The sequence below is a fragment of the Pseudomonas sp. FG13 genome (genome assembly GCF_057809755.1).
In genome coordinates this window covers 50,946-74,864 of sequence record NZ_JBMDKO010000013.1, presented here as the reverse complement: position 1 = coordinate 74,864, position 23,919 = coordinate 50,946, and the positions used below count along the sequence as shown (strand labels likewise).

Sequence of the window (23,919 nt, the reverse complement as noted above, 5' to 3'; positions counted from 1 at the left end):
AAAGCGGCAAACGCCACTCTGACGGACTGTTGACGCCAACCCTCCGCCGGACGAACGTGCCAAATACCCGTTCGAGCCCCCTTCTGGCCTCAGCAAAAGCGCGTCTTAGAGCCTCCGGCTGTGGCGTAAATCATTTCTTCTTCTCAGAAAGGATCCGAACATGGTCGATCTTGCAACCTGGAACCTGAGCATCCCTGAAGGCAGTCCGCCGAAAACCATCGAAACCCCTCGGCTGGTGGATGGATTCCGGGACAAATATTTCAACTCCGAAGGCAGCACCGTGTATTTCTGGTCGCCCGTCACCGGGACCAAGACCGAAAACGCGATCTACCCACGCAGCGAATTGCGCGAGACCTACAGGGACGGAACCTTGCGCAACTGGCTGTATCCCGATGCCGATAACAAATTGAGCGCGACCCTGGTCGTCAATCAGGTGCCCAGCAGCGGCAAGATCGTGATCGGTCAGATTCATGCCAAGGACAGCAGCAAACCCATGGTGAAACTGGAATACCAGTACAAGGACGCCAGTGACACCGGCGACATCGTCGCCAAAGTCCGCATGCGCCCCGATGACAGCAAGGGCCGGGTCGTCACAGTCGCCAGCGGCGTGAAACTTTCTCAGGCGTTCTCTTACCGGATCCACCTGGATCGTACCGGCGACCTGGGTATCACCGCGGCAGGTCGTAGCTGGTATACCACCATCAGCTCTACCTGGCGGGTCAAGCCGCTGTATTTCAAGGCTGGCGTGTACGTGCAGGACAACACGGGCTATACCAGCGAAGGCGGAAAAGTGACGTTCAGCAAGCTGGATATCGATCACAACACCTGATATCGCCTCAGGCGCCGCAGCAGCGAAATGCTGCGCGCTTGCCCTTCTGAAAATCTCGTAGGAATCCGCTCTTCGTGGCGAGGGGACGTGGCTCCTAGTGGCCTGTGTGGCTAATTCGAATACTCAAATTAACCGTACAGGCCACTAGAGCCAATATTTAGAGAGGTACTGGCGCTCGAACGGCACTTCTGCGTATAACCAAGTGGTTCCAAGCGCCAGGAGATTACCGTCCGAGGTCAGGGCTAAACGACTGACCTGCTCAAAAAAGCCGCCGTCGAGAGTGTGTATCCAGCCCAGATGTCCGGGGCTTCCATCAAAGTTTGGAAAACCGAAGCTGTGGTCATCGGCACCGTTCTTCTCCAAACGAAACAGCACCGCCGCTTCTAATCCAGCCGATCGTCCGCCTACCACGATCCTGCCGTCGGCTTGAATGGCGACAGAGCTCGCCTCCCCGCAGTCGATGCCCCGCTCTATCGCCACAAGCGGTTGTCCGTCGTTGAACGTGCCATCGAGGGTCCCATCGCTGTTGAGGCGCAGGACAACTGCATCGGTGGTATGCATGCCGTCAATGCCGATTCTTCCAGCCACCACCAGTTTTCCATCAGACTGCAACGCGAGAGCATGTAGCACTGCGGGGCGCCCGTCACCGGGCGCGAAAGTGACGTACCCCCCACTTCCAAAGGTCGGCTCCGGGCTTCCATCGAATCGGTACTTGGCAACCAATGCACTTCCCCCATCGATAACGCCCGTAGCGACGATGTGCCCACTTTCCATGACGACCAGCGGTCCGCGCAAACCCGCGGGTGCCAGAAGCACGACGCCCTCCTGACCGAAGGAATGATCAATGTCGCCATTGACAGTGAAGCGCATGAGCCACGATGTTCCGCTTGAGTACGGCTGACTACGACCAGAAGCAATCACTTGGCCATCAGGCAAGAGACCGATAGTCGTGGTCATGTTCATGCCGACGGGAATCGGCGCAGAAGCGAAGCCACCTTCACCAAAATCAAGATCGAGCGCGCCTTGCGAAGTGACGCGCATCAAGCGCACGGTCAATTGTTCCCGTTCCAAGCCGTAGATTAGAACTTTGCCATTCGCCAGAATCGCAACATCCGTAACAATGAAGAAACCCGAATCATCCATTTGCAAACCGCCACCATTTCCATAACCTTGATCGGGTTCGCCATCCGCTGTAAAACGCCACAGCTCCAATCGCAGGCCTGGAGCCATGAACGCTACGAAAATCTTTCCATCCGGCAGCTGGACAGCCGGCCCGGGAAAGCGTTCGGTTTCGACGCCGCTTGGGGGTGGAAAAACCAGTAGACCATGGTCAGCAAAGGCTTCATACGGGCTGCCGGGGTGCAAGGGATCGATCTGGTTCATGGTCATGCTCTCCTAGGCCTGTAGCTTGTTGAACGACCTCTCGGCCGCACGTCTGGCCGTGAACAGTGGACTCCATGATCAAGCCCATTTCATATCCACCTTTGTCGAGGGTGATGGTCAAGCCGAAGTGTCAGTCATGATTTGCAAATGGGCTACTGTCAGCATTGACAGATATATAGAAGGCTTTCGAATACAACAGCTACCCAAAAGAACCAAAGCATTTAAGCGTTTGCCAGATTAAAGACAGACGAGAGAAGGCGTAATTGCGGAGGTACTTTTTTCGGCACCTAACGACACTGGAGAAGCTGCTCTATACACATCGAATATAAAATAAGCCGAAAAGTACAATAACCTATAAAAAACTGTCATATGTAACAGTAGCCTTCAATATAGCAACGCTTCAGGCTGGCTCCACCCCGTTTGTAAACGGAGGCCCATTCAAAGGGAGCTTATCTATGAAAAATAAACTACTGATCCTTGCATCGACCCTGTTGATGGGCACAGCCGCCCATGCGCAGGCCGCCTGCGATGCAACACTCGTCAAGGACCTTATCGGCAAAAAGTTTGACGCCGCTACCGAGAAGGATGCAAAGGCTCGAGCGGGAGCGGATATCGTAAGAAGCACACCGCCAGGAGGGATGTTTGTAACTAAAGATGGAGCAAACATTAATCGTCTTAGCATCATGGTCGACGAAGAAGGCAAGATAAAGAGCATCACCTGTAATTAGCCCAAATCCCAGGCATAAAAAACCCGCATTGATCAATGCGGGTTTTTAAGTCTAAGGTTTAGTTGACCTTGGCGTTCAACTCACCTTTCAAGTAACGCTGGAACATCGCTTCCATGGAGATCGGCTTGATCTTCGAAGCATTACCCGCCGTACCAAAGGCCTCATAACGCGCAATGCACACATCACGCATCGCAGTCACGGTCGCGCCAAAGAACTTGCGCGGATCGAACTCGCTCGGGTTGGTCGCCATCAAGCGGCGCATGGCACCGGTGGACGCCAGGCGCAGGTCGGTGTCGATGTTGACCTTGCGCACGCCGTGCTTGATGCCTTCGACGATTTCTTCGACCGGCACACCGTAGGTTTCCTTGATGTCGCCACCGTACTGGTTGATGATCGCCAGCCACTCCTGCGGCACCGAGGACGAGCCGTGCATCACCAGGTGGGTGTTGGGGATGCGCTTGTGGATTTCCTTGATGCGGTCGATCGCCAGCACGTCACCGGTGGGCGGCTTGGTGAACTTGTAGGCGCCGTGGCTGGTGCCGATGGCGATGGCCAGGGCGTCGACCTGGGTTTTCTTGACGAAGTCGGCGGCTTCTTCCGGGTCGGTCAGCATCTGGCTGTGATCCAGCACGCCTTCGGCACCGATACCGTCTTCTTCACCGGCCATGCCAGTTTCCAGCGAACCCAGGCAACCCAGCTCACCTTCCACCGACACACCGCAGGCGTGGGCCATGGCAACGGTTTGTTGGGTGACGCGTACGTTGTATTCGTAGTCAGTCGGAGTCTTGCCGTCTTCGCCCAGGGAACCGTCCATCATTACCGAGCTGAAACCCAGTTGGATGGAGCGCTGGCAGACGTCAGGGCTGGTGCCGTGGTCCTGGTGCATGCACACCGGGATGTGCGGAAACTCTTCGATTGCCGCCAGGATCAGGTGACGCAGGAACGGCGCACCAGCGTATTTGCGGGCGCCAGCCGAAGCCTGGACGATCACCGGAGAGTCGGTCTTGTCAGCGGCTTCCATGATGGCGCGCATCTGCTCAAGGTTGTTGACGTTAAAGGCTGGGACGCCGTAGCCGAATTCGGCTGCGTGGTCCAGCATCTGACGCATGCTGATAAGTGCCATTGTGTGTCTCTCCCGTCGAGGGTCGTTAATCGTACCAGCCTGCCGTAGCGGCGGCGGCTATTCAAGTCATTGCGGGTCGGGGTTAGCCCTCGACCGCGAATTCGGTGTTACCTGTCTCTTCAGCGTTCACAGAACCCTGTGGGAGCGAGCCTGCTCGCGATAGCGGTAGATCAGTCGACATCCGATTGGATGATATATCGCTATCGCGAGCAGGCTCGCTCCCACATGAGTCCATGGGTTCAATTACTGCGCCTTGCAACCCCGACCAATCAAATCATTGGTGGCAACCCAGTACGCCAGGCCTTCGTCACCATTGATGTGGAACGCCAGCATGTCGTCGCTGTACAGCGCGCCCGACGCACCCGGCTCCTGCTTCAGGCGGTAAACCTGCTCGGCCCCGCCGAGGCGCACGTCGACGGCCTTGCGGGTGCCATCGGTATAGCGCCAGAGCACCTTGGCCTCGCTGTCACACGTCCAGGTCGTCCAACCTGCCACGGGCTCGGACGCGCTCGAAAAACCCAACTGCGCGCAACCGGCCAGCAATGCCAACGCCACAACGGCGATCAAGCCTTTCATCCGTGTTCCTCGACCGGCGACGCATGCCGCCAGCCATGAGTTAAAGGGTCAGACCCGTCAAGGACAACCATGTTCCTTGGTCGGGGTTTGCGTTTCGTATTTGTCCAGACCATCCGGCCCGGAACGCTTGTTCAGCACCGGGTTGGTTTCCGCCTGCCAGTCCGCCTGGTAGCAGCCAGGCTCCGGATCGCTGGCGGCCGGTTCCGGCGTCGCTTGCGGGTGACTCCCGCAAGCGGCCAGGGCCGCGGTCAACAACAAAAGCGTCCACGTCTTGACCATAAAAACACTCCCTTGCCTGGTCAATGCAGCCTCAGGCCTTGGCCCGGCTTTCCAGGACTTCAACCGCTGGCAGCACCTTGCCTTCGACGAACTCGAGGAACGCACCGCCGCCCGTGGAGATGTAGGAGATCTGTTCGGCCACGCCATATTTGTCGATCGCCGCCAGGGTGTCACCGCCACCCGCGATGGAGAACGCAGCGCTGTCGGCGATGGCCTGGGCCAGGACCTTGGTGCCGTTGCCGAACTGGTCGAACTCGAACACACCGACCGGGCCGTTCCACAGAATAGTCTTGGAAGATTTCAACAGTTCGGCAAAGTTGGCCGCCGTCTGCGGGCCGATGTCCAGGATCATGTCGTCGTCGGCCACATCAGCGATGGCCTTGACGGTAGCAGCAGCGCTTTCAGCGAATTCCTTGGCAACCACCACGTCCACTGGCAGCGGCACGCTGACCTTGGCGGCGATTTCGCGGGCGGTGTCCAGCAGATCCGGTTCGTACAGGGACTTGCCGACCGGGTGACCGGCTGCGGCGAGGAAGGTGTTGGCAATACCGCCGCCGACGATCAACTGGTCGCAGATCTGGCTCAGGCTGTTCAGCACGTCGAGTTTTGTCGACACCTTGGAACCAGCGACGATGGCCGCCATCGGCTTGGCCGGCGCGCCCAGGGCCTTGCCCAATGCATCCAGTTCAGCGGCCAGCAGCGGGCCGGCCGCGGCGACCTTGGCGAACTTCGCCACGCCGTGGGTCGAACCTTCGGCACGGTGGGCGGTGCCGAAAGCGTCCATCACGAATACGTCGCACAAGGCTGCGTATTGCTGGGCCAGCTCATCGGCGTTCTTTTTCTCGCCCTTGTTGAAGCGCACGTTTTCGAACAGCACGACATCACCGGCCTTCACGTCGACACCGCCCAGGTAATCAGCCACCAGCGGCACTTCGCGCCCCAGGGCACGGCTCAGGTAGTCGGCCACGGGCTTGAGGCTGTTTTCGGCCGAGAACTCGCCTTCGGTCGGACGGCCCAGGTGGGAGCAGACCATCACGGCCGCACCTTTTTCCAAGGCCAGCTTGATGGTCGGCAGCGAAGCCAGGATACGCGCGTCGCTGGTGACAACACCGTCCTTGACAGGGACGTTGAGGTCTTCGCGGATCAGTACGCGCTTACCTTGCAGATCGAGGTCGGACATCTTCAACACGGTCATGGGTCGCAATTCCTGGATAACTGTTTAGGGAGCAGATTGGTTGGAAACAGAGGCCGCCGTCTGCAGATAATGTTCGGCAACATCGAGCATTCGGTTGGCAAACCCCCATTCGTTGTCGAACCAGGCCAGGATGTTCACCAGCCGCGGGCCGGATACACGGGTCTGGCTGGCATCGACGATGGCCGAATGTGGGTCATGGTTAAAATCACAACTGGCATGAGGCAACTCGGTGTAGGCCAGCAAGCCTTTGAGCGGGCCGCGGGTAGCAGCTTCGCGCAGGATACGGTTGACTTCGGTGGCGTCGGTATCGCTCACGGTCTGCATCGTCATATCGAGGCAGGACACGTTGACCGTCGGCACCCGCACGGCTTTGGCCTGAATTCTCCCCGCAAGTTCCGGCAGCAGCCGTTCAATGCCTCGCGCCAGACCAGTGGACACCGGAATCACCGACTGGAACGCCGAGCGGGTGCGGCGCAAGTCTTCGTGATGGTAGGCGTCGATCACCGGCTGATCGTTCATCGCCGAATGGATTGTGGTGATCGACACGTATTCCAGGCCAATGGCCTGATCCAACAGGCGCAACAGCGGCACGCCGCAGTTGGTGGTGCAGGAGGCATTGGATACCAGCAGTTCGTGACCGGTCAGGCAATCCTGGTTGACGCCGTAGACGATGGTGGCGTCCACATCCGCCTCACTGGCCATCGGCTGGGAAAACAGCACCCGCGGCGCACCGGCAGCGAGGAAACGCTCACCGTCTTCGCGGGTGTGGTAGGCCCCGGAACACTCGAGCACCAGATCGACGCCCAAGGACGCCCAATCGATGCCTTCGGGGGTGGCACTGCGCAGGACTTTCACGCAGTTGCCCTTAATGTGCAGACAATCGCCCTCGACCCGCACTTCGCCGGGGAACCGGCCATGGGTGGAGTCGAAGCGTGTCAGGTATTCGATGCTGGCCATGTCGGCCAGATCGTTGATGGCCACGATTTCGAAGCCGGCCTCTGCCCCTCGCTCGAACAACGCACGCAAGACGCAACGACCAATCCGGCCGTAGCCGTTGAGTGCAACTTTGTAGGAACGCGGTTGGGGCATGGGGTCTCTGACCTGAGTGAATCCATGAATATGGCGCTGAACATTGGATTGCCATCGCGGGCAAGCCTTGCTCCCACAGGTTGGCATTTCCCTGTGGAAGTGCACATCCTGTGGGAGCAAGGCTTGCCCGCGATAGCGTCAGAACAGGCGATACATTCCTGGGCTTAGTCTTCCAGCAATTCTTCAGCCTGACCCAGGATGTTTTCCAGGGTGAAACCGAATTCCTCGAACAACGCCGGGGCAGGCGCCGACTCGCCGTAGGTGGTCATGCCGATCACGCGGCCTTCCAGGCCCACGTACTTGTACCAGTAATCGGCATGGGCAGCCTCGATAGCGATTCGGGCGCTGACCTGCAGTGGCAATACCGACTGCTTGTAGCCGGCGTCCTGGGCATCGAACACGCTGGTGCAAGGCATGGACACTACGCGCACGTTGCGGCCCTGCTCGGTCAGCTTGTCGTAGGCCTGGACAGCCAGGCCGACTTCGGAACCGGTGGCGATCAGGATCAGCTCAGGCTCGCCGATGCAATCCTTGAGCACATAACCGCCACGGGCGATCTCGTCGATCTGGCCGACTTCGCGGGCCTGATGCTGCAGGTTCTGACGGGAGAAGATCAGCGCCGACGGGCCGTCGTTGCGTTCGATGGCGTACTTCCAGGCCACCGCCGATTCCACGGCGTCGCATGGGCGCCAGGTGTCCAGGTTCGGGGTGCAACGCAGGCTTGCCAGTTGCTCGATCGGCTGGTGAGTCGGACCGTCTTCACCCAGGCCGATGGAGTCGTGGGTGAATACGTAGAGCACGCGCTTCTTCATCAAGGCCGACATGCGCACGGCATTGCGGGCGTATTCCATGAACATCAGGAAGGTGGCGCCGTAAGGCACCAGGCCGCCGTGCAGCGCAACGCCGTTCATGATCGCACTCATGCCGAACTCACGAACGCCGTAGTACATGTAGTTGCCGCTGGCGTCTTCGGCGGTGACGCCCTTGCAGCCTTTCCACAAGGTCAGGTTGGAACCGGCCAGGTCGGCCGAACCGCCCAGCAGTTCCGGCAGCAATGGACCGAAAGCATTCAGGGTGTTCTGGCTGGCCTTGCGGCTGGCAATGGTTTCGCCCTTGGCCGCGACTTCGGCGATGTAGGCCGAGGCTTTTTCGGCGAAGTCGGCCGGCAGTTCACCGCTGAGGCGACGTACCAGTTCGTTGGCCAGCGCAGGGAACTCGGCGGAGTAGGCAGCGAAACGCTGATCCCAGTCGGCTTCGAGGGCACGGCCCTTTTCCTTGGCATCCCATTCGGCGTAGATGTCTGCCGGAATCTCGAACGGACCGTGCTCCCACTTCAACGCAGCGCGGGTCAGGGCGATTTCCTCGGCACCCAGGGGAGCGCCGTGGCAGTCTTCCTTGCCTTGCTTGTTCGGCGAGCCGAAACCGATGGTGGTCTTGCAGCAGATCAGGGTCGGCTGGGCGCTCTTGCGGGCCGTCTCGATGGCGGTCTTGATCTCTTCCGGATCGTGGCCATCGACGTTACGGATCACCAGCCAGTTGTAGGCTTCGAAACGTTTCGGCGTGTCATCGGTGAACCAGCCTTCGACTTCACCGTCGATGGAAATGCCGTTGTCGTCGTAGAAAGCGATCAGCTTGTCCAGGCCCAGGGTGCCGGCCAGGGAAGCGACTTCGTGGGAAATACCTTCCATCATGCAGCCATCACCGAGGAACACATAGGTGTGGTGATCGACAACGTTATGACCCGGACGGTTGAACTGAGCTGCCAGGACTTTTTCCGCCAGGGCGAAGCCCACGGCATTGGCCAGGCCCTGACCCAGTGGACCGGTGGTGGTTTCCACGCCTGGGGTGTAGCCGTATTCGGGGTGACCCGGGGTGCGGCTGTGCAATTGACGGAAGTTCTTCAGGTCATCGATCGACAGATCGTAGCCGGTCAGGTGCAGCAGCGAGTAGATCAACATCGAGCCGTGGCCGTTGGACAGCACGAAGCGGTCACGGTCAGCGAAGGATGGATTGCTCGGGCTGTGTTTGAGGTAGTCGCGCCACAGCACCTCGGCGATATCCGCCATGCCCATCGGGGCACCTGGGTGGCCGCTGTTGGCTTTCTGCACGGCATCCATGCTGAGGGCACGAATGGCATTGGCACGCTCACGACGGCTGGGCATCGCTGATCTCCTGGGTTTGAATAACGAAACTGAAAAAAGGCGTGCATTTTCCCTCACCCACCCGCCCGGGGCAATGAGAGATAGTCATCCAGAGCGGTTTTTCCGGTGGATAAAGTCGCTTTCGCCAGGTGAAACCTTTCCGCTGATGGTGTGTAGAGTAAAGCCCGTTTCCAGAAGTGCCATTTATCGAGCAATATCAAAACTTTTTGATATTGACCTTGCGGTGTTCCAGACCCATCACTAGACTGCCGCCCTATGAACTTACGCGTGCCGTCCATTCGCCATGAAGACAGCGATGAACTGGCGGCCCTTTGCAAGGCCGGCGGTGATCCGCTGCGGCTCAATGTATTGCGTGCACTGGCCAACGATTCGTTCGGCGTGCTGGAGCTGGCGCAGATCTTCGGCATCGGCCAATCTGGCATGAGCCATCACCTCAAGGTCCTGGCCCAGGCCGACCTGGTGGCAACCCGCCGCGAAGGCAACGCCATTTTCTACCGCCGCGCCCTGCCTCACACCGATCTGTTGGGTGGCAAGTTGCATGCGGCATTGCTGGACGAAGTGGACGAGCTGCACCTGCCGGCGGACGTGCAGGCGCGCATCGCCCAGGTGCACGGGCAACGGGCCGCAGCCAGCCAGGATTTTTTCGCACGGGTAGCGGAAAAGTTCCGGGCCCAGCAGGACCTGATCGCGGGACTGCCGCAATACCGTGAGAGCGTCGTGGCGCTGCTCGACAAGCTGAGCTTCGGGCCTGCCGCCACCGCCATTGAAGTGGGTCCCGGCGACGGTGCCTTCCTGCCGGAACTGGCGCGGCGCTTCAGCCAGGTGACGGCGCTGGACAACAGTCCGGCCATGCTCGAACTGGCGCGCCAGGTATGCGAACGTGAACAGCTGACTCATGTCAGCCTGCAACTGGCCGATGCCTTGGAAGGTGTAAGTCTGCAGGCCGATTGCGTCGTATTGAATATGGTACTGCATCATTTTGCCGCACCGGCCGATGCGCTCAGGCACATGGCCGGCCTGCTGCAACCAGGCGGTAGCCTGTTGGTGACAGAGTTATGCAGCCACAACCAGAGTTGGGCCAGGGAGGCCTGCGGTGATCTATGGTTGGGGTTTGAACAGGACGATCTGGCCCGTTGGGCCACCGCTGCGGGCCTCGTGCCCGGGGAAAGCCTCTATGTAGGCTTACGTAATGGTTTCCAGATCCAGGTTCGCCATTTTCAGCGACCGGCTGGCGACACTCACCATCGGTAACTTGTAGGAAAACATCGAGATGAGCGAATACTCCCTTTTCACCTCCGAGTCCGTGTCTGAAGGGCATCCGGACAAAATCGCCGACCAGATTTCTGATGCGGTGCTGGACGCCATCATTGCTGAAGACAAGTTCGCCCGCGTGGCGTGCGAGACTCTGGTGAAAACGGGCGTGGCGATCATCGCCGGCGAAGTCACTACCTCGGCCTGGGTCGACCTGGAACAGATCGTCCGCGACGTCATCCTGGGCATCGGCTACAACAGCTCCGACGTCGGCTTCGACGGCGCGACCTGCGGCGTGATGAACATCATCGGCAAGCAATCGGTGGACATCGCCCAAGGCGTTGACCGCAGCAAGCCGGAAGACCAGGGTGCTGGCGACCAGGGCTTGATGTTCGGCTATGCCAGCAACGAAACCGACGTGCTGATGCCAGCCCCGATCACCTTCTCGCACCAACTGGTGCAGCGCCAGGCCGAAGCTCGCAAATCCGGCCTGCTGCCGTGGCTGCGTCCGGATGCCAAGTCCCAGGTCACCTGCCGTTACGAAAATGGCAAGGTGGTGGGTATCGACGCAATCGTGCTGTCGACCCAACACAACCCTGAAGTTTCCTACAGGGACCTGCGCGAAGGCGTGATGGAGCTGATCGTCAAGCACGTGCTGCCTGCCGAGCTGCTGAACAAGGACACCCAGTTCCACATCAACCCGACCGGCAACTTCATCATCGGTGGCCCGGTAGGCGACTGCGGCCTGACCGGTCGCAAGATCATCGTCGACAGCTACGGCGGCATGGCCCGTCACGGCGGTGGCGCATTCTCCGGCAAGGATCCATCGAAGGTTGACCGTTCAGCGGCCTACGCCGGTCGCTATGTGGCCAAGAACATCGTCGCCGCCGGCCTGGCCGAGCGCTGCGAGATCCAGGTTTCCTACGCCATCGGCGTTGCCCAGCCTACGTCGATCTCGCTGAACACCTTCGGCACTGGCAAGATCAGCGACGACAAGATCATCAAGCTGGTCCGTGAAGTGTTCGACCTGCGTCCATACGCCATCACCACCATGCTCGACCTGCTGCACCCGATGTATCAGGAAACCGCAGCCTACGGCCACTTCGGTCGCACGCCGCAAACCAAGACTGTCGGTGGCGACACCTTCACCACCTTCACCTGGGAAAAAACCGACCGCGCCGACGCCCTGCGCGCCGCTGCCGGCCTGTAATACCTGCTGTCATGAAAAAGCCCCTGGCGACTTGGTCGCCAGGGGCTTTTTCATGTCTGGTATCAGCTGCCACAAGAGCCAGCAGATCTTCAGGAACGCCGCGCCACCAGCAGGAACGAAGCCGCGCTCGCCAACAACCCCGCACACATTCGGTTGAACAAGCGCTTGCCACTGGGCTGGGCAAACAGCTTTCGCGCATAAATGCCCATGTAGCAATACAACCCGATGGCAATGCACTCCAACGTCAGGAACAGCCCACCCAATACGGCGAATTGCTGGGTGACGGTGCCCGAGCGATCAACGAACTGCGGCAAAAACGCGGTAAACAACAGGATCGCCTTGGGATTGCCAATTGCCACCAGGAACTCCTGGCGTGCCAGTTGCCCCATGCCTCTCGAACCCATCGCGGCTTCGCTACCGGCCTCGGGTCGAGCCAGCCACAACTGCACGGCGAGGTAGAACAGGTACCCGGCCCCCACGAGCTTGATCCCCAGGAACAACAACTCCGAGGTATGCAGCACAGCCGTCAGCCCCACCGCCGCCAAGGCGATCATGATGGCGAACGCCAGCAGCCGACCAATACCGCCGCCGCACGCCCGGACGAAGCCATAACGCGAGGCGTTGCTGATGGATAACAGGTTATTCGGCCCTGGCGCCATGTTCAGGGCGAAACAGGCCGGAATGAAAACAGCGAGTGTCGTCAGCTCCATCGGGGGCACTCCTGGCAGCGCGGATCGGGAGGTCCATTCTGCGCCGGCCAGCAATGGGTTCAAGAGACAGTTTCGCAATCAAATCGCGCCCCACTGTACCGCCGTAGCGGAGCCATCAGCCTTGGCAAAATCCGGTAACCATCCAACCCTCGCCTCCTCTGCGTCAGTGACTAGCCTTCAGGCACATCACCCAGCAAGGATGCTTCGATGCTGCCGCTATTGTGTGCACTCACTGTTCTGATCCTCTTCCCCATCCCCGTCATTGCCGCACCTTGCCCCGATTGGCCCGAGGAGCGCGCCCGGTCGGAAGTCGCTGCCCTGCAACGGCAAATCGACGCCTGGGACGACAGCTATCACCGTCTCGGCCGGGCACTGGTCGTCGATGAACTTTACGATCAGTCCCGCATGCAACTGGGCCAGTGGCGCACCTGCTTCGATCTTGCGGCACCCACCGACCCGCTGCGCTCGGCGAGTGGCAAAGTCCGGCATCCGATCCCTCATACGGGCCTGGACAAACTGAAGGACGCCGACGCCGTGCGGGCCTGGCTGCAAAATCGGGAAGACATCTGGGTCCAACCGAAAGTCGACGGTGTAGCGGTCACCCTGATCTATCGTGAAGGTCGCCTGCATCGGGCGATCAGCCGCGGCGACGGCGTTCAAGGCCATGACTGGACGCCGACGGCGCGCAAGATCGACGCCATTCCCCAGCGCCTGCGCCAACCTTCCGACCTGCTCGTTCAAGGGGAGTTGTACTGGCGACTGGACAATCATGTGCAGGCCAGGGATGGCAGTCTCAATGCCCGGTCAACCGTGGCGGGCTTGATGGCCCGCAAGGACCTGACGACTGAAGAGGCCTCGGGTATCGGCCTGTTCACCTGGGACTGGCCCGAAGGCCCCGCCACCCTGCCCGAACGCGAGGCCGCATTGGATGCCCTGGGCTTCGCCGGCACCAGCGGCTACAGCCAGCCCATCCAGGCAGCGGCCGACGCCGAACGCTGGCGCGACCACTGGTATCGCACGGCGCTGCCGTTCGCCAGCGACGGGATCGTCCTGCGCCAGAGCCGCCGACCACCTGCCAACCGCTGGCAGGCCAAGGCGCCATTCTGGGGCGTGGCGTGGAAATACCCTTACGCCCAGGCACTGGCCGAGGTACGCAAGGTGCACTTCAAGATCGGACGCACCGGACGCATCACACCGCTGCTGGAGCTCGACCCCGTCATGCTCGACGACCGACGGATCCGCCGGGTGAGCGTCAGCTCCCTCAAGCGCTGGGAGGAGCTGGATATCCGTCCGGGAGACCGGGTAGCCATCAGCCTGGCCGGGCTGACCATCCCGCGACTCGATGACGTTGTGCTGCGCAGTGTCGAGCGGCCGGACATCAATGCGCCCGTGGCGGCGGATTATCATCCGCTGAGTTGCTGGCAACCGACGCCCGGCTGCGAAAGCCAGTTCCTGGCGCGCCTGAGCTGGCTCAGCGGCAAGCAAGGCCTCGCCCTGCCCCATGTCGGCCGCGGAACCTGGGAAAAACTCCTGGCGGCGGGCCGACTCGACGGATTGCTGGATTGGATGACCCTCGATGCCGCCGAGCTTGCTAACATGAGCGGCTTCGGTGAACGCGCCAGCGCCCGCCTGCTCGTCAGTCTGCACAGCGCCCGACAACGTCCGTTCGGTCAATGGCTCAAGGCCCTGGGTTTACCGCCCGCCGGAGCGGCCAGCCTGGAGGGGCCATGGCAGGTGCTGGCCGAACGGACGACCGAACAATGGCAAGCCGAAACTGGCATCGGGCCGGGACGCGCCGCGCAACTGAGCGCTTTTTTTCGCGACCCGCACGTGCTGGCGCTGAGTGAAGTATTACGCGCTGCCGGGGTCGACGGTTTCTAACATTGTCCCGCGCAGTTGAACCCAAGGGGCGAACGTGCGTTCCAACAGCGCATCTGGACCGACCGCTCGCAAGTTTTTACGGAGTTGCTATGAATTTCCTGCCCCCTTTTGCCCTGCTGGTGTTGTGCGCCACCCTGGCCGCGCCCCTGATGGCGGACGAGCAAACCCCGGAACTTACCGGTTGCGCAGCCAAGCGCCAGGGCATCATCAACCAGATCGAACTGGCCAAGTCCCGAGGCAATGCAGAGCAGCAGGCAGGCCTGGAAACCGCCCTGAATGAAGTCACCACCCATTGCACCGACGCATCCTTGCGCAAGGAGCGTGAAACCAAGGTGCTCGATGCCAAGCACGAAGTCAGCCGCCGCCAGGCCGACCTGGAAAAAGCCATGAAAAAAGGCGACCCCGAGCGGATCAACAAGCGCAAGGACAAACTGGCTGCCTCCCGCAAGGAACTGCAGGAAGCGGTGGATGAGTTGGATAAATAAGCGGCAAGCTTCGAGCTACAAGCTTCAAGTAACGGCAGACCGTGAGCCCTTTATTTGCAGCTTGTAGCTGGCAATTTGAAGCTGCCTCACCTCAATGATCCCGAAATTCCTTATGACAGGCACTGCAGGCATCCTCGACCTTCTGCACCGCAGGCCCCAAGTAACTGGCGCTGTAGGGCTGAACCTTGCTGGCCGTTACCAACTCCCCGGTGGCCGCTTCAAGATTGTGAGCCAGTTCCTGGAAACGTGCCTGCTTCTGCCAGACTTCATCTTTGGCGCTGGTGTGGTCCTGCTCGCGTACTGGCGGGAAGTGTTTCCACGGTTCATGGGACAGTTGGTCAAGCTGCACGGCACCCTCGGCGAAGCGCGCACCGTCGAACGGAACCCGGCCACGCAACATGCCGCCCAACTCTTCGTTGGTCTTGAGCATTTGCTTGAAAATAGCCTTGCGCTGGCCCAGTGGGGAGTTGGGATCGACACCGCCGCAGGCGGACAGCATCAGACAGACCAGCATGACCATGGAAAATCGTTTTACAAGCATCTTGGCCTCGGAACAGGAAACGGCGGTTAGTATCCTCGGGTCATCGGCAAAGACCAATGGCCTTATTTACAATACGGGTTGTTCGAATGCCTGACAGCGCTCGAATGACTGCAAGGAAAAATTTCATGAACAGCCGCTTCAAGACCTGGCACAAAGGCCTGGCGTTGACCCTACCGCTGATCGCACTGTTGGCCGGGTGCAATCGCGGCGAAAAGGTCGAAGAGCCTCGGACACATGCCCTCGCAACGTATGTCAGTGCCCCCTGGGAAGCGCTGCCGGTGGTATCAGATGAAGACCTGCTGGCCGGTTTCGGCTCCTGGCGCAGCGCGTGCACCCGGCTCAAGGCCGACACGACCTGGGGGCCGACCTGTGCGGCGGCTACCAATGTGCCGCAGACCGCTTCCTCTGTGCGCAATTTCCTGAAACAGAACCTGGACGTCTACGGCCTGCGCTCGGGGGACAACAGCCCCAATGGCCTGATCACTGGTTATTACGAGCCGGTCTACCCGGGCAGCCTCACCCAGACCGCCAGTGCCAACATTCCGGTGTACGGCGTACCGGAAGATATGATCATCGTCGCGCTGGACAGCCTCTACCCCGAGCTCAAGGGCAAACGCCTGCGCGGTCGCCTCGAAGGCCGGGTGCTCAAGCCCTACGACGACGCGGCCACCATCGAAACCAACGGCGTGAAGGCCCCCGTCATCGCCTGGCTGACGGACCCGATGAACCTGCAATTCCTGCAGATCCAGGGCTCGGGCCGTATTCGGCTCGATGACGGTCGCCAGTTGCGCATCGGCTATGCCGACCAGAACGGTCACCCTTACCGGCCAATCGGACGCTGGCTGGTCGAACAGGGCGAACTGAAGAAAGAAGACGTGACCATGGGCACCATCAGTGCCTGGGCCAAGGCCCATCCGACCCGCATCCCCGAGTTGCTGGGCAGCAACCCCAGCTATGTGTTTTTCAACCGCAACCCCGACAGCAACGAAGGTCCGCGGGGCTCGTTGAATGTGCCGCTGACCGCCGGCTATAGCGTAGCGGTGGATCGCAAGGTCATTCCGCTGGGCAGCCTGCTGTGGCTCTCAACGACCCGCCCCGACGGCAGCGCATTGAACCGACCGGTCGCGGCCCAGGACACCGGCGGCGCCATTGCCGGTGAAGTACGGGCGGACCTGTTCTGGGGCACCGGCGACGCCGCGGGGCAATTGGCCGGGGACATGAAGCAACAGGGGCAGATCTGGATGTTGTGGCCCAAGGGCATGGCGTTGCCGCAAGTGCCACAGGTGGCGAATGCCGTCACCGCCAATCCTTGAGGAGGGTATTGTCTGTGCCGACGCCTTCGCGAGCAGGCTCGCTCCCACAGTTGATCTTCAGTGGACAACGATTTTGTGAACACCCGAAATCAATGTGGGAGCGAGCCTGCTCGCGAAGGGGCCTCCACGGCCCCGGGACTCAACAGCCAGGCTCAGACAGAAACACAGAAGAAACTGACGATCAGCCCCACTCCCACGACCCACACCAGCGACCGCAGAATCGCCCAGTCCGCCAGGTAGCAAATGATGTACAGCAGGCGGCTGGTGATGAACAACACCGCCAGCACATTGATGGTCACCAGCTCGGCGTTGCCGGCCAAGTGCGCAACAATCACCGCGGCAGCGAATGCCGGGGCAATTTCAAAGCTGTTGAGCTGCGCGGCGTACGCGCGCCGGGGAAAGCCCTCTAGCGTCTCCAGGAAGTCCCGCGGATCGTGGTTGTCTCGCAGCCGGTATCGTCCACCGATCTTGGCGATGGCGATACACAGGTAAGGCAGGATGATGGCGATCAAAATACACCACAGGGCAACCGTCATGACGCAGTTCCTTCTTTGAGTTTATGGAGAATCGAAAATCGGGAAGTTGCTCAGAATTTCATCACCAGCATGCCAATCAGCACCAGCCCGCAGGCTAAGAGCCGCGGCCGACCGAAAGGTTCTTTCAGGTAGCGCATACCGAACAGCACCACCAGGATCACACTGATCTCCCGCAGCGCCGCCGCTTCGGCGATCGACCCCAGTTGCATGGCCCAGAGCACCAGAGCGTAGCTGAACAAGACGCAGAGTCCGACCGCCAACCCGAGCCGCCACTGTTCGCGCCAGAACCGCACGAACGCCGGTCGTTTGCTCACCACGGCCAATAGCGGGAATGGCCAGGCGCAGAACAGGGTGATCCAGACCAGGTAGTCCAGCGGATGGGACCAGCGCCGCAGGGCCTGGCCATCGATGTAGGTGTAGCAGCCGATGCACAAGCCGATCAGCAACACCACCGGCAGCATCGACCAGGGCAGTCGCTCGCCACCCCCACCCTGCCACAACAGGCACAACATGCCGAACGGGATCAGCAGAATGCCGAGGGTCTGCTGAGTCGTTAGCACTTCGCCGGCAAAGACCAGTGTCAGAGCCAATACCACCAGCGGCGACAAACCGCGCATCAACGGATAGACCAGCCCCAGGTCCCCGACCCGATACGCCTGGATCAGCAGATAGCGATACAACAGTTCAAAGGCTGCAGACGCCAGGATCCAGGGCCAGATTTCCATCGGCGGCAGCACCACGAAGCCCAGGGCCGACACGGCGAACAGCAGCGCGACGCTGTCCATGCACGCCACCACCAGAAGACGCTCGCCACTGAATTTGATCAACGTATTCCAGGCGGCATGCAGCAGCGCAGCCACCAACACCAGAGCCGTTGCAAGCACGGCACGCTCCTTATCCCCACGGGCAGCGGGGCGATGAATTGATTCGCGATCCGTCCGCAGCTGTTTATACTGCAAGCGACCACGCCGCATTCAGTTGCGCATAGCCAATTCCAATAATTCTGTCGTTGCCCCTCTTATGTTATGCGGGCCACGGCATGCGTATGCCTGATCAGAGCGTCAAGACTACAGACAGAGACCTCGCGCATGCCACTCGCCTTGCTTGCTTTGGCCGTTGCCGCTTTCGGCATCGGCACCACTGAATTCGTCATCATGGGGTTGCTGCCCGATGTCGCCCGCGACCTGGCGGTGAGCATTCCCCAGGCCGGCCTGCTGATTACCGGCTATGCCCTGGGCGTGGTGTTCGGCGCGCCGATCCTGGCGGTCGGCACCGCCAACATGCCGCGCAAGGCGACATTGCTGGGCATGACGCTGATGTTCATTCTGGGCAACATGCTCTGCGCCCTGGCACCGAACTACGCCACGCTGATGGCTGCCCGCGTCATCACCGCACTATGCCATGGCGCATTTTTCGGCATCGGCTCTGTGGTGGCGGCCGGGCTGGTAGCGCCGAACAAACGCGCCCAGGCCATTGCAATGATGTTCACCGGCCTGACCCTGGCCAACGTCCTCGGCGTTCCACTGGGCACTGCGCTGGGTCAATACGCCGGCTGGCGCTCGACCTTCTGGGCGGTGTCGGTGATCGGCGTCATCGCTGCCATCGCCCAATGGGCGTGGCTGCCCAGGGAGATCCCCATGGAGAAGGCCAACCTGGCCAGCGAATTCAAGGTGCTGGGCAAGACCAGCGTGCTGCTGGCCCTGGGCATGAGTGTGCTGGCGTCCACCAGCCTGTTCAGCGTGTTCACGTACATCGCACCGATTCTCCAGGACATCACGGGAGTCAGCCCCCACGGCATCACCCTCATGTTGCTGTTGTTCGGGGTCGGCCTGACGGCAGGCAGCTTCCTCGGCGGGCGCCTGGCGGACCGGCGCCTGCTGCCGTCACTGGTGGGCATGGCCCTGGCCGTGGTGCTGGTGCTGGCCGCGTTCAGCCAGACCAGCCGCTCGGTGATTCCGGCAGCAATCACGTTGGTGCTGTGGGGGATCTTTGCCTTCGCCCTGTGCCCGATCCTGCAGCTGCTGATCATCGATCAGGCCCATGAGGCACCGAATCTGGGCTCGACGCTGAACCAGAGTGCCTTCAACCTGGGCAACGCGGCTGGCGCCTGGATCGGCGGGCTGGTGGTCGGCAGCGGCGTCGACCTGGCCGAGCTGCCCTGGACTGGAGCCCTGGTGAGTGGGTTGACCGTGCTGACGGCCCTGTACTTCATTCATCACCAACGTCGCCTGGGCGCTCCGATGGGTGCGACCGATTAGGCGTGCCGCTCTCGCTGCGCACTTGCGCATGGCTGAGCAACGCGAAGATGAAGCTGCCGCCGATGATGTTTCCCGCCAGGGTCGGCGCGGCGAACACCAGCCAGAAGTCTTCCCACGACAACTGCCCTGCGAATACCAGATACGACACTTCGGCGGAGCCGACGACAATGTGGGTGAAATCCCCAAGCGCCATCAGGTAAGTGATGAGGATGATGATCCACATCTTGGCGCTTTCCATGGAGGGGATCATCCAGACCATGGTGGCGATCATCCAGCCGGAAATGATGCCCTTGGCAAACATCTGGCCGGTGTCGTTTTCCATAACCTTGCGACCGATCTCGAGGAAAGCCAGGTCGGTGCGCGGGTCGAAGATCGGCAAGTGCAGCATCACATAGGCCACCAGCAAGGTGCCGCACAGGTTGCCCACCAATACGACGCCCCACAGCCGCAACAGCCGACCGAAATTGCCCAGGGTGGGTTTGCTCATGATCGGCAACACAGCGGTCAGGGTATTTTCGGTGAACAACTGCTGGCGGGCCAGGATCACCGCGAGAAAACCGGCGCAATAGCCAAAACTGGCGATCACCTTGAAGGCCTCGCCCTCCGGCAATCGGGAATTGAGCAACCCCATCGCCATCAGCGACAGGCCCATGGTCAATCCGGCCGCCAGGGCCGACCACCAGAGCGCGGCGATACTGCGCTCCAGCTCCTGATTGCCCTGGGTGCGAATGATTTCATGCAGCACCGCCGCCCGCGGCGGTTGGTTGCGGTCGACTTCGTGCTTTTCCTGGGCGGAAAGGTCGGGGGTCTTGCCGTCGTCGTGGGTGTCCATACAGTTCCTGAACCGGTGGCGTGATGAATCTACGACACGTGGCGTTCGGAGCTGTTCAGTGCTGACTCAAGCTTGATTGGGACTTGGGATTTTCAGTGTTTGAAACCCGCTATCGCGAGCAGGCTTTCTCCCACAGGAGAATGGGGGCTTATGTGGGAGCGAGCCTGCTCGCGATGGGTACACCGCCCATCTCACTCGCTGGCAATATCGTCCTTGAACTGATCCTTCACGTACTTGATCTCGGTCCGCCCATGGGGCGCCGGCAGACCATCCTCGCCAAGATTGACGAAAACCATTTTCTCCACGGTCAGGATGCTCTTGCGGGTGATCTTGTTGCGCACCTCACAAGTCAAAGTAATGGAGGTGCGACCAAATTCGGTCGCGGTAATGCCCAGCTCGATGATATCGCCCTGGCGCGAGGCGCTGACGAAGTTGATTTCCGAGATGTATTTGGTCACCACGCGCTGGTTGCCCAGCTGGACGATGGCGTAGATTGCCGCTTCTTCGTCGATCCAGCGCAGCAGGCTGCCACCGAACAGCGTGCCATTGGGATTGAGGTCTTCGGGCTTGACCCATTTGCGGGTGTGGAAATTCATGATCGCTCCTGAGCGTCTGGCCAATGAATGCCTGCATCATGGCAGACCGGACAGGCAGGCTCTACGCCGCTGCTTCAATAACGGTCATCGGCAATTTTGATTTGCCGACAGAAACCCTTTGGAAGATCCGATTAGCCCGCTATAATCGCCCTCGCTTTACCCGGTCCACGCTTTGGACCGTTCCCGCCACCTGTCCGAGGGGCGCTGCAGCAGGCAAGACCTGTCAGGCTCGGATGGGGCGTTGTTCGTTCGGGGCTCCCGCATGGACACTAAACGCACAACGGCGCCCATTCGCATACATTACGAATGGAGGCTCTTCATGAGCGCTGTTATCACGCCTGCAGATTTTACCGATTACAAAGTCGCCGATATGTCCCTGGCCGCCTGGGGCCGCCGCGAAATCATCATCGCCGAATCCGAAATGCCGGCCCTGATGGGTCTGCGTCGCAAGTACGCCGGTGAACAACCGCTCAAGGGCGCGAAGATCCTCGGCTGCATCCACATGACCATCCAGACCGCCGTGCTGATCGAAACCCTGGTCGCCCTGGGTGCCGAAGTGCGCTGGTCGTCCTGCAACATCTTCTCGACCCAGGACCAGGCCGCTGCCGCCATCGCCGCCGCCGGTATCCCGGTGTTCGCCTGGAAGGGCGAGACCGAGCAGGAGTACGAGTGGTGCCTGGAGCAGACCATCCTCAAGGATGGCCAGCCGTGGGACACCAACATGATCCTCGACGACGGCGGCGACCTGACCGAATTGCTGCACAAGAAATACCCGGCCGTCCTGGACAAGGTCCACGGCGTGACCGAAGAAACCACCACCGGCGTGCACCGTCTGCTGGACATGCTGGCCAAGGGCGAGCTGAAGATCCCGGCCATCAACGTCAACGACTCGGTGACCAAAAGCAAGAACGACAACAAGTACGGCTGCCGTCACAGCCTCAACGACGCCATCAAGCGCGGCACCGACCACCTGTTGTCGGGCAAGCAGGCGCTGGTGATCGGCTACGGTGACGTGGGCAAGGGCTCGGCCCAATCCCTGCGTCAGGAAGGCATGATCGTCAAGGTGTCCGAAGTCGACCCGATCTGCGCCATGCAGGCCTGCATGGACGGTTTCGAACTGGTTTCGCCGTTCATCGACGGGATCAACGACGGCACCGAAGCCAGCATCGACAAGGCCTTGCTGGGCAAGATCGACCTGATCGTGACCACCACCGGTAACGTCAATGTCTGCGACGCGAACATGCTCAAGGCCCTGAAGAAGCGCGCCGTGGTGTGCAACATCGGTCACTTCGACAATGAAATCGACACCGCTTTCATGCGCAAGAACTGGGCTTGGGAAGAAGTGAAGCCGCAGGTTCACAAGGTTCACCGCACCGGCACCGGCAGCTTCGACCCACAGAACGACGACTACCTGATCCTGTTGGCCGAAGGCCGTCTGGTGAACCTGGGCAATGCCACCGGTCACCCGAGCCGGATCATGGACGGTTCGTTCGCCAACCAGGTCCTGGCGCAGATCTTCCTGTTCGGCCAGAAGTACGCCGACCTGTCGCCGGCCCAGAAAGCCGAGCGCCTGACCGTGGAAGTATTGCCGAAGAAACTCGACGAAGAAGTGGCCCTGGAAATGGTCCGCGGTTTCGGTGGCGTGGTCACCAAGCTGACCAAGCAACAGGCTGACTACATCGGCGTGACCGTCGAAGGCCCGTTCAAGCCGCACGCCTACCGCTACTGATTGGCATTGCATGCCCCTGATGTGGGGCCTGTGGGAGCCGAGCTTGCTCGCGATGCAGACACCTCGTCCTGTCTGTCGGACCGAGGCGACTCTGATCGCGAGCAAGCTCAGCTCCCACGCAAGCCCGCCCCCACATTGTGATGTGCAAGGCTTCCAGGCTTACGAGTTTCCAAGGATATGACCATGTCCCAAGACCGTCGCTACAGCTTCGAGTTCTTCCCGACGAAGACCGATGCTGGACATGAAAAACTGATCGCCACTGCCCGTCAGCTGGCGAGCTACAACCCCGACTTCTTCTCCTGCACCTATGGCGCCGGCGGCTCGACCCGTGACCGCACGATGAACACCGTGTTGCAGCTGGAAAGCGAAGTCAAAATCCCGGCCGCCCCGCACCTGTCCTGCGTAGGCGACAGCAAGGACGACTTGCGCACCCTGCTGGCCCGGTACAAGGCCGCGGGCATCCAGCGTATCGTGGCCCTGCGCGGTGACCTGCCCTCGGGCATGGGCATGGCCAGTGGCGAGCTGCGCCATGCCAACGACCTGGTGAGCTTCATTCGTGAAGAAACCGGCGAGCACTTTCACATCGAAGTCGCCGCTTATCCGGAAATGCATCCCCAGGCGCGTAATTTCGAGGACGATCTGCGCAATTTCGTCAACAAGGCCAATGCGGGCGCCAACAGCGCGATCACCCAGTACTTCTTCAACGCCGACAGTTATTTCTACTTCGTCGAACGCGTGCGCAAGATGGGCGTGGACATTCCTGTCGTGCCGGGAATCATGCCGATCACCAACTACAGCAAGCTGGCGCGCTTCTCCGACGCATGCGGTGCAGAAATCCCACGCTGGATTCGCAAGCAGCTGGAGGCCTATGGCGACGACACCTCGAGCATCCAAAGCTTCGGCGAGGAAGTCATCACGCAAATGTGCGAGCGCTTGTTGCAGGGCGGCGCACCGGGGCTGCATTTCTATACCCTTAACCAGGCCGAGCCCAGCCTCGCGGTATGGAACAACCTCAAGCTGCCGCGCTGATTGTCTTATACGCGGCGGTACAAAGAGGCCTTGGCGAGAACCAAGGCCTTTTTTCATTCAGTTGTCCGCGCCCCAAGGTAAAGGCGTTCGCATTGGGTGAACGCCGCGAGGCATCCGTGCGCACCAAAGGCAAACAAAAGGCAGTCAAGGTGCAGGCCAGAGCGCTCTAGCTATTTGATGAGCT

At 60.5% G+C, this 23,919-nt stretch carries 23 protein-coding genes and 1 riboswitch; of the genes, 10 read left to right on the top strand and 13 right to left on the bottom strand.

Features of this window, described 5'->3' with window-relative positions; translation table 11 throughout:
• The first annotated feature begins 160 nt into the window (after positions 1-160).
• Positions 161-829, top strand: a complete 669-nt coding sequence (locus ACODTO_RS13450; protein WP_047702392.1) for a polysaccharide lyase family 7 protein — start codon at positions 161-163, stop codon at positions 827-829.
• Positions 830-973: 144 nt separating this feature from the next.
• Here the strand turns inward: ACODTO_RS13450 and ACODTO_RS13445 are convergent, their stop codons facing one another.
• Complete coding sequence (locus ACODTO_RS13445) at positions 974-2,212, bottom strand: NHL repeat-containing protein (RefSeq protein ID WP_175384744.1); 1,239 nt, start codon at positions 2,210-2,212, stop codon at positions 974-976.
• A 455-nt stretch (positions 2,213-2,667) separates the two neighbouring features.
• Between ACODTO_RS13445 and ACODTO_RS13440 the strand changes: the two genes are divergently transcribed.
• Positions 2,668-2,940 carry an I78 family peptidase inhibitor gene (locus tag ACODTO_RS13440; RefSeq protein ID WP_175384743.1) on the top strand — a complete coding sequence of 91 codons (273 nt, stop codon included), beginning with the start codon at positions 2,668-2,670 and terminating at the stop codon, positions 2,938-2,940.
• Positions 2,941-2,998: 58 nt separating this feature from the next.
• Here the strand turns inward: ACODTO_RS13440 and fba are convergent, their stop codons facing one another.
• From fba to tkt, 6 genes are all read right to left on the bottom strand, one after another.
• Complete coding sequence (gene fba / locus ACODTO_RS13435; protein WP_024778835.1) at positions 2,999-4,063, bottom strand: class II fructose-bisphosphate aldolase; 1,065 nt, start codon at positions 4,061-4,063, stop codon at positions 2,999-3,001.
• Between the two features lie 243 nt (positions 4,064-4,306).
• Positions 4,307-4,639 carry an MliC family protein gene (locus tag ACODTO_RS13430; RefSeq protein WP_139640788.1) on the bottom strand — a complete coding sequence of 111 codons (333 nt, stop codon included), beginning with the start codon at positions 4,637-4,639 and terminating at the stop codon, positions 4,307-4,309.
• Between the two features lie 57 nt (positions 4,640-4,696).
• Positions 4,697-4,918: a hypothetical protein gene (locus tag ACODTO_RS13425; protein WP_041020081.1), complete on the bottom strand. Its 222-nt coding sequence runs from the start codon at positions 4,916-4,918 to the stop codon at positions 4,697-4,699.
• 31 nt (positions 4,919-4,949) lie between these two features.
• On the bottom strand, positions 4,950-6,113 hold the full coding sequence (locus ACODTO_RS13420; protein ID WP_139640790.1) for a phosphoglycerate kinase: 1,164 nt from the start codon (positions 6,111-6,113) through the stop codon (positions 4,950-4,952).
• 24 nt (positions 6,114-6,137) lie between these two features.
• The gene (gene epd, locus ACODTO_RS13415; RefSeq protein ID WP_175362352.1) at positions 6,138-7,202 is read right to left on the bottom strand and encodes an erythrose-4-phosphate dehydrogenase; all 1,065 of its coding nucleotides are present in this window, start codon (positions 7,200-7,202) and stop codon (positions 6,138-6,140) included.
• Between the two features lie 164 nt (positions 7,203-7,366).
• Positions 7,367-9,364, bottom strand: a complete 1,998-nt coding sequence (gene tkt / locus ACODTO_RS13410; RefSeq protein WP_139640794.1) for a transketolase — start codon at positions 9,362-9,364, stop codon at positions 7,367-7,369.
• 255 nt (positions 9,365-9,619) lie between these two features.
• Here tkt and ACODTO_RS13405 point away from each other — a divergent pair, with 255 nt between their 5' ends.
• Both ACODTO_RS13405 and metK read left to right on the top strand, forming a co-directional pair.
• Complete coding sequence (locus ACODTO_RS13405) at positions 9,620-10,615, top strand: ArsR/SmtB family transcription factor (protein WP_139640796.1); 996 nt, start codon at positions 9,620-9,622, stop codon at positions 10,613-10,615.
• Between the two features lie 19 nt (positions 10,616-10,634).
• Entirely contained in the window at positions 10,635-11,825 is a 1,191-nt protein-coding gene (metK, locus tag ACODTO_RS13400) for a methionine adenosyltransferase (RefSeq protein ID WP_139640797.1), read from the top strand.
• Positions 11,826-11,914: 89 nt separating this feature from the next.
• Here metK and ACODTO_RS13395 read toward each other — a convergent pair whose 3' ends face one another.
• Positions 11,915-12,535, bottom strand: coding sequence for a LysE family translocator (locus ACODTO_RS13395; protein ID WP_464709879.1), 621 nt, complete (start codon positions 12,533-12,535; stop codon positions 11,915-11,917).
• A 207-nt stretch (positions 12,536-12,742) separates the two neighbouring features.
• Between ACODTO_RS13395 and ligB the strand changes: the two genes are divergently transcribed.
• Positions 12,743-14,416 (top strand): NAD-dependent DNA ligase LigB, encoded by a 1,674-nt coding sequence (gene ligB / locus ACODTO_RS13390; protein ID WP_489106568.1) that lies wholly within the window; start codon positions 12,743-12,745, stop codon positions 14,414-14,416.
• Between the two features lie 89 nt (positions 14,417-14,505).
• The gene (locus ACODTO_RS13385; protein ID WP_139640803.1) at positions 14,506-14,901 is read left to right on the top strand and encodes a DUF1090 domain-containing protein; all 396 of its coding nucleotides are present in this window, start codon (positions 14,506-14,508) and stop codon (positions 14,899-14,901) included.
• Between the two features lie 91 nt (positions 14,902-14,992).
• On the opposite strand, the gene ACODTO_RS13380 is transcribed toward ACODTO_RS13385, so the two are convergent.
• On the bottom strand, positions 14,993-15,442 hold the full coding sequence (locus ACODTO_RS13380; RefSeq protein ID WP_139640805.1) for a c-type cytochrome: 450 nt from the start codon (positions 15,440-15,442) through the stop codon (positions 14,993-14,995).
• Positions 15,443-15,567: 125 nt separating this feature from the next.
• Here ACODTO_RS13380 and mltA point away from each other — a divergent pair, with 125 nt between their 5' ends.
• Positions 15,568-16,755: a murein transglycosylase A gene (mltA, locus tag ACODTO_RS13375; protein WP_175362347.1), complete on the top strand. Its 1,188-nt coding sequence runs from the start codon at positions 15,568-15,570 to the stop codon at positions 16,753-16,755.
• Between the two features lie 152 nt (positions 16,756-16,907).
• Here mltA and ACODTO_RS13370 read toward each other — a convergent pair whose 3' ends face one another.
• Together ACODTO_RS13370 and ACODTO_RS13365 are read right to left on the bottom strand one after the other, a co-directional pair.
• Entirely contained in the window at positions 16,908-17,291 is a 384-nt protein-coding gene (locus tag ACODTO_RS13370) for an MAPEG family protein (protein WP_175384741.1), read from the bottom strand.
• A 50-nt stretch (positions 17,292-17,341) separates the two neighbouring features.
• Positions 17,342-18,175 (bottom strand): EamA family transporter, encoded by an 834-nt coding sequence (locus ACODTO_RS13365; RefSeq protein ID WP_139640810.1) that lies wholly within the window; start codon positions 18,173-18,175, stop codon positions 17,342-17,344.
• 204 nt (positions 18,176-18,379) lie between these two features.
• Between ACODTO_RS13365 and ACODTO_RS13360 the strand changes: the two genes are divergently transcribed.
• On the top strand, positions 18,380-19,549 hold the full coding sequence (locus ACODTO_RS13360) for an MFS transporter (protein WP_139640812.1): 1,170 nt from the start codon (positions 18,380-18,382) through the stop codon (positions 19,547-19,549).
• Here ACODTO_RS13360 and ACODTO_RS13355 read toward each other — a convergent pair.
• Both ACODTO_RS13355 and ACODTO_RS13350 read right to left on the bottom strand, forming a co-directional pair.
• Positions 19,500-20,381 (bottom strand): formate/nitrite transporter family protein, encoded by an 882-nt coding sequence (locus ACODTO_RS13355; protein WP_139640813.1) that lies wholly within the window; start codon positions 20,379-20,381, stop codon positions 19,500-19,502. The two genes, ACODTO_RS13360 and ACODTO_RS13355, sit on opposite strands and share 50 nt — an antisense overlap.
• A gap of 191 nt (positions 20,382-20,572) precedes the next feature.
• Positions 20,573-20,977 (bottom strand): acyl-CoA thioesterase, encoded by a 405-nt coding sequence (locus ACODTO_RS13350; protein ID WP_024778852.1) that lies wholly within the window; start codon positions 20,975-20,977, stop codon positions 20,573-20,575.
• 190 nt (positions 20,978-21,167) lie between these two features.
• A riboswitch (S-adenosyl-L-homocysteine riboswitch) is annotated at positions 21,168-21,273 on the top strand.
• A gap of 23 nt (positions 21,274-21,296) precedes the next feature.
• Here ACODTO_RS13350 and ahcY point away from each other — a divergent pair.
• Positions 21,297-22,706, top strand: coding sequence for an adenosylhomocysteinase (ahcY, locus tag ACODTO_RS13345; RefSeq protein WP_024778853.1), 1,410 nt, complete (start codon positions 21,297-21,299; stop codon positions 22,704-22,706).
• A 183-nt stretch (positions 22,707-22,889) separates the two neighbouring features.
• Positions 22,890-23,735, top strand: coding sequence for a methylenetetrahydrofolate reductase [NAD(P)H] (metF, locus tag ACODTO_RS13340; RefSeq protein ID WP_175384739.1), 846 nt, complete (start codon positions 22,890-22,892; stop codon positions 23,733-23,735).
• The last annotated feature ends 184 nt before the right edge of the window (positions 23,736-23,919 follow it).

What these genes read in the sequence shown, in the direction of transcription:
- ACODTO_RS13450 (WP_047702392.1), top strand. Translation starts at nt 161, where the DNA reads ATGGTCGATCTTGCAACCTGGAACCTGAGCATCCCTGAAGGCAGTCCG.
- ACODTO_RS13445 (WP_175384744.1), bottom strand. Translation starts at nt 2,212, where the DNA reads ATGAACCAGATCGATCCCTTGCACCCCGGCAGCCCGTATGAAGCCTTT.
- ACODTO_RS13440 (WP_175384743.1), top strand. Translation starts at nt 2,668, where the DNA reads ATGAAAAATAAACTACTGATCCTTGCATCGACCCTGTTGATGGGCACA.
- fba (WP_024778835.1), bottom strand. Translation starts at nt 4,063, where the DNA reads ATGGCACTTATCAGCATGCGTCAGATGCTGGACCACGCAGCCGAATTC.
- ACODTO_RS13430 (WP_139640788.1), bottom strand. Translation starts at nt 4,639, where the DNA reads ATGAAAGGCTTGATCGCCGTTGTGGCGTTGGCATTGCTGGCCGGTTGC.
- ACODTO_RS13425 (WP_041020081.1), bottom strand. Translation starts at nt 4,918, where the DNA reads ATGGTCAAGACGTGGACGCTTTTGTTGTTGACCGCGGCCCTGGCCGCT.
- ACODTO_RS13420 (WP_139640790.1), bottom strand. Translation starts at nt 6,113, where the DNA reads ATGACCGTGTTGAAGATGTCCGACCTCGATCTGCAAGGTAAGCGCGTA.
- epd (WP_175362352.1), bottom strand. Translation starts at nt 7,202, where the DNA reads ATGCCCCAACCGCGTTCCTACAAAGTTGCACTCAACGGCTACGGCCGG.
- tkt (WP_139640794.1), bottom strand. Translation starts at nt 9,364, where the DNA reads ATGCCCAGCCGTCGTGAGCGTGCCAATGCCATTCGTGCCCTCAGCATG.
- ACODTO_RS13405 (WP_139640796.1), top strand. Translation starts at nt 9,620, where the DNA reads ATGAACTTACGCGTGCCGTCCATTCGCCATGAAGACAGCGATGAACTG.
- metK (WP_139640797.1), top strand. Translation starts at nt 10,635, where the DNA reads ATGAGCGAATACTCCCTTTTCACCTCCGAGTCCGTGTCTGAAGGGCAT.
- ACODTO_RS13395 (WP_464709879.1), bottom strand. Translation starts at nt 12,535, where the DNA reads ATGGAGCTGACGACACTCGCTGTTTTCATTCCGGCCTGTTTCGCCCTG.
- ligB (WP_489106568.1), top strand. Translation starts at nt 12,743, where the DNA reads ATGCTGCCGCTATTGTGTGCACTCACTGTTCTGATCCTCTTCCCCATC.
- ACODTO_RS13385 (WP_139640803.1), top strand. Translation starts at nt 14,506, where the DNA reads ATGAATTTCCTGCCCCCTTTTGCCCTGCTGGTGTTGTGCGCCACCCTG.
- ACODTO_RS13380 (WP_139640805.1), bottom strand. Translation starts at nt 15,442, where the DNA reads ATGCTTGTAAAACGATTTTCCATGGTCATGCTGGTCTGTCTGATGCTG.
- mltA (WP_175362347.1), top strand. Translation starts at nt 15,568, where the DNA reads ATGAACAGCCGCTTCAAGACCTGGCACAAAGGCCTGGCGTTGACCCTA.
- ACODTO_RS13370 (WP_175384741.1), bottom strand. Translation starts at nt 17,291, where the DNA reads ATGACGGTTGCCCTGTGGTGTATTTTGATCGCCATCATCCTGCCTTAC.
- ACODTO_RS13360 (WP_139640812.1), top strand. Translation starts at nt 18,380, where the DNA reads ATGCCACTCGCCTTGCTTGCTTTGGCCGTTGCCGCTTTCGGCATCGGC.
- ACODTO_RS13355 (WP_139640813.1), bottom strand. Translation starts at nt 20,381, where the DNA reads ATGGACACCCACGACGACGGCAAGACCCCCGACCTTTCCGCCCAGGAA.
- ACODTO_RS13350 (WP_024778852.1), bottom strand. Translation starts at nt 20,977, where the DNA reads ATGAATTTCCACACCCGCAAATGGGTCAAGCCCGAAGACCTCAATCCC.
- ahcY (WP_024778853.1), top strand. Translation starts at nt 21,297, where the DNA reads ATGAGCGCTGTTATCACGCCTGCAGATTTTACCGATTACAAAGTCGCC.
- metF (WP_175384739.1), top strand. Translation starts at nt 22,890, where the DNA reads ATGTCCCAAGACCGTCGCTACAGCTTCGAGTTCTTCCCGACGAAGACC.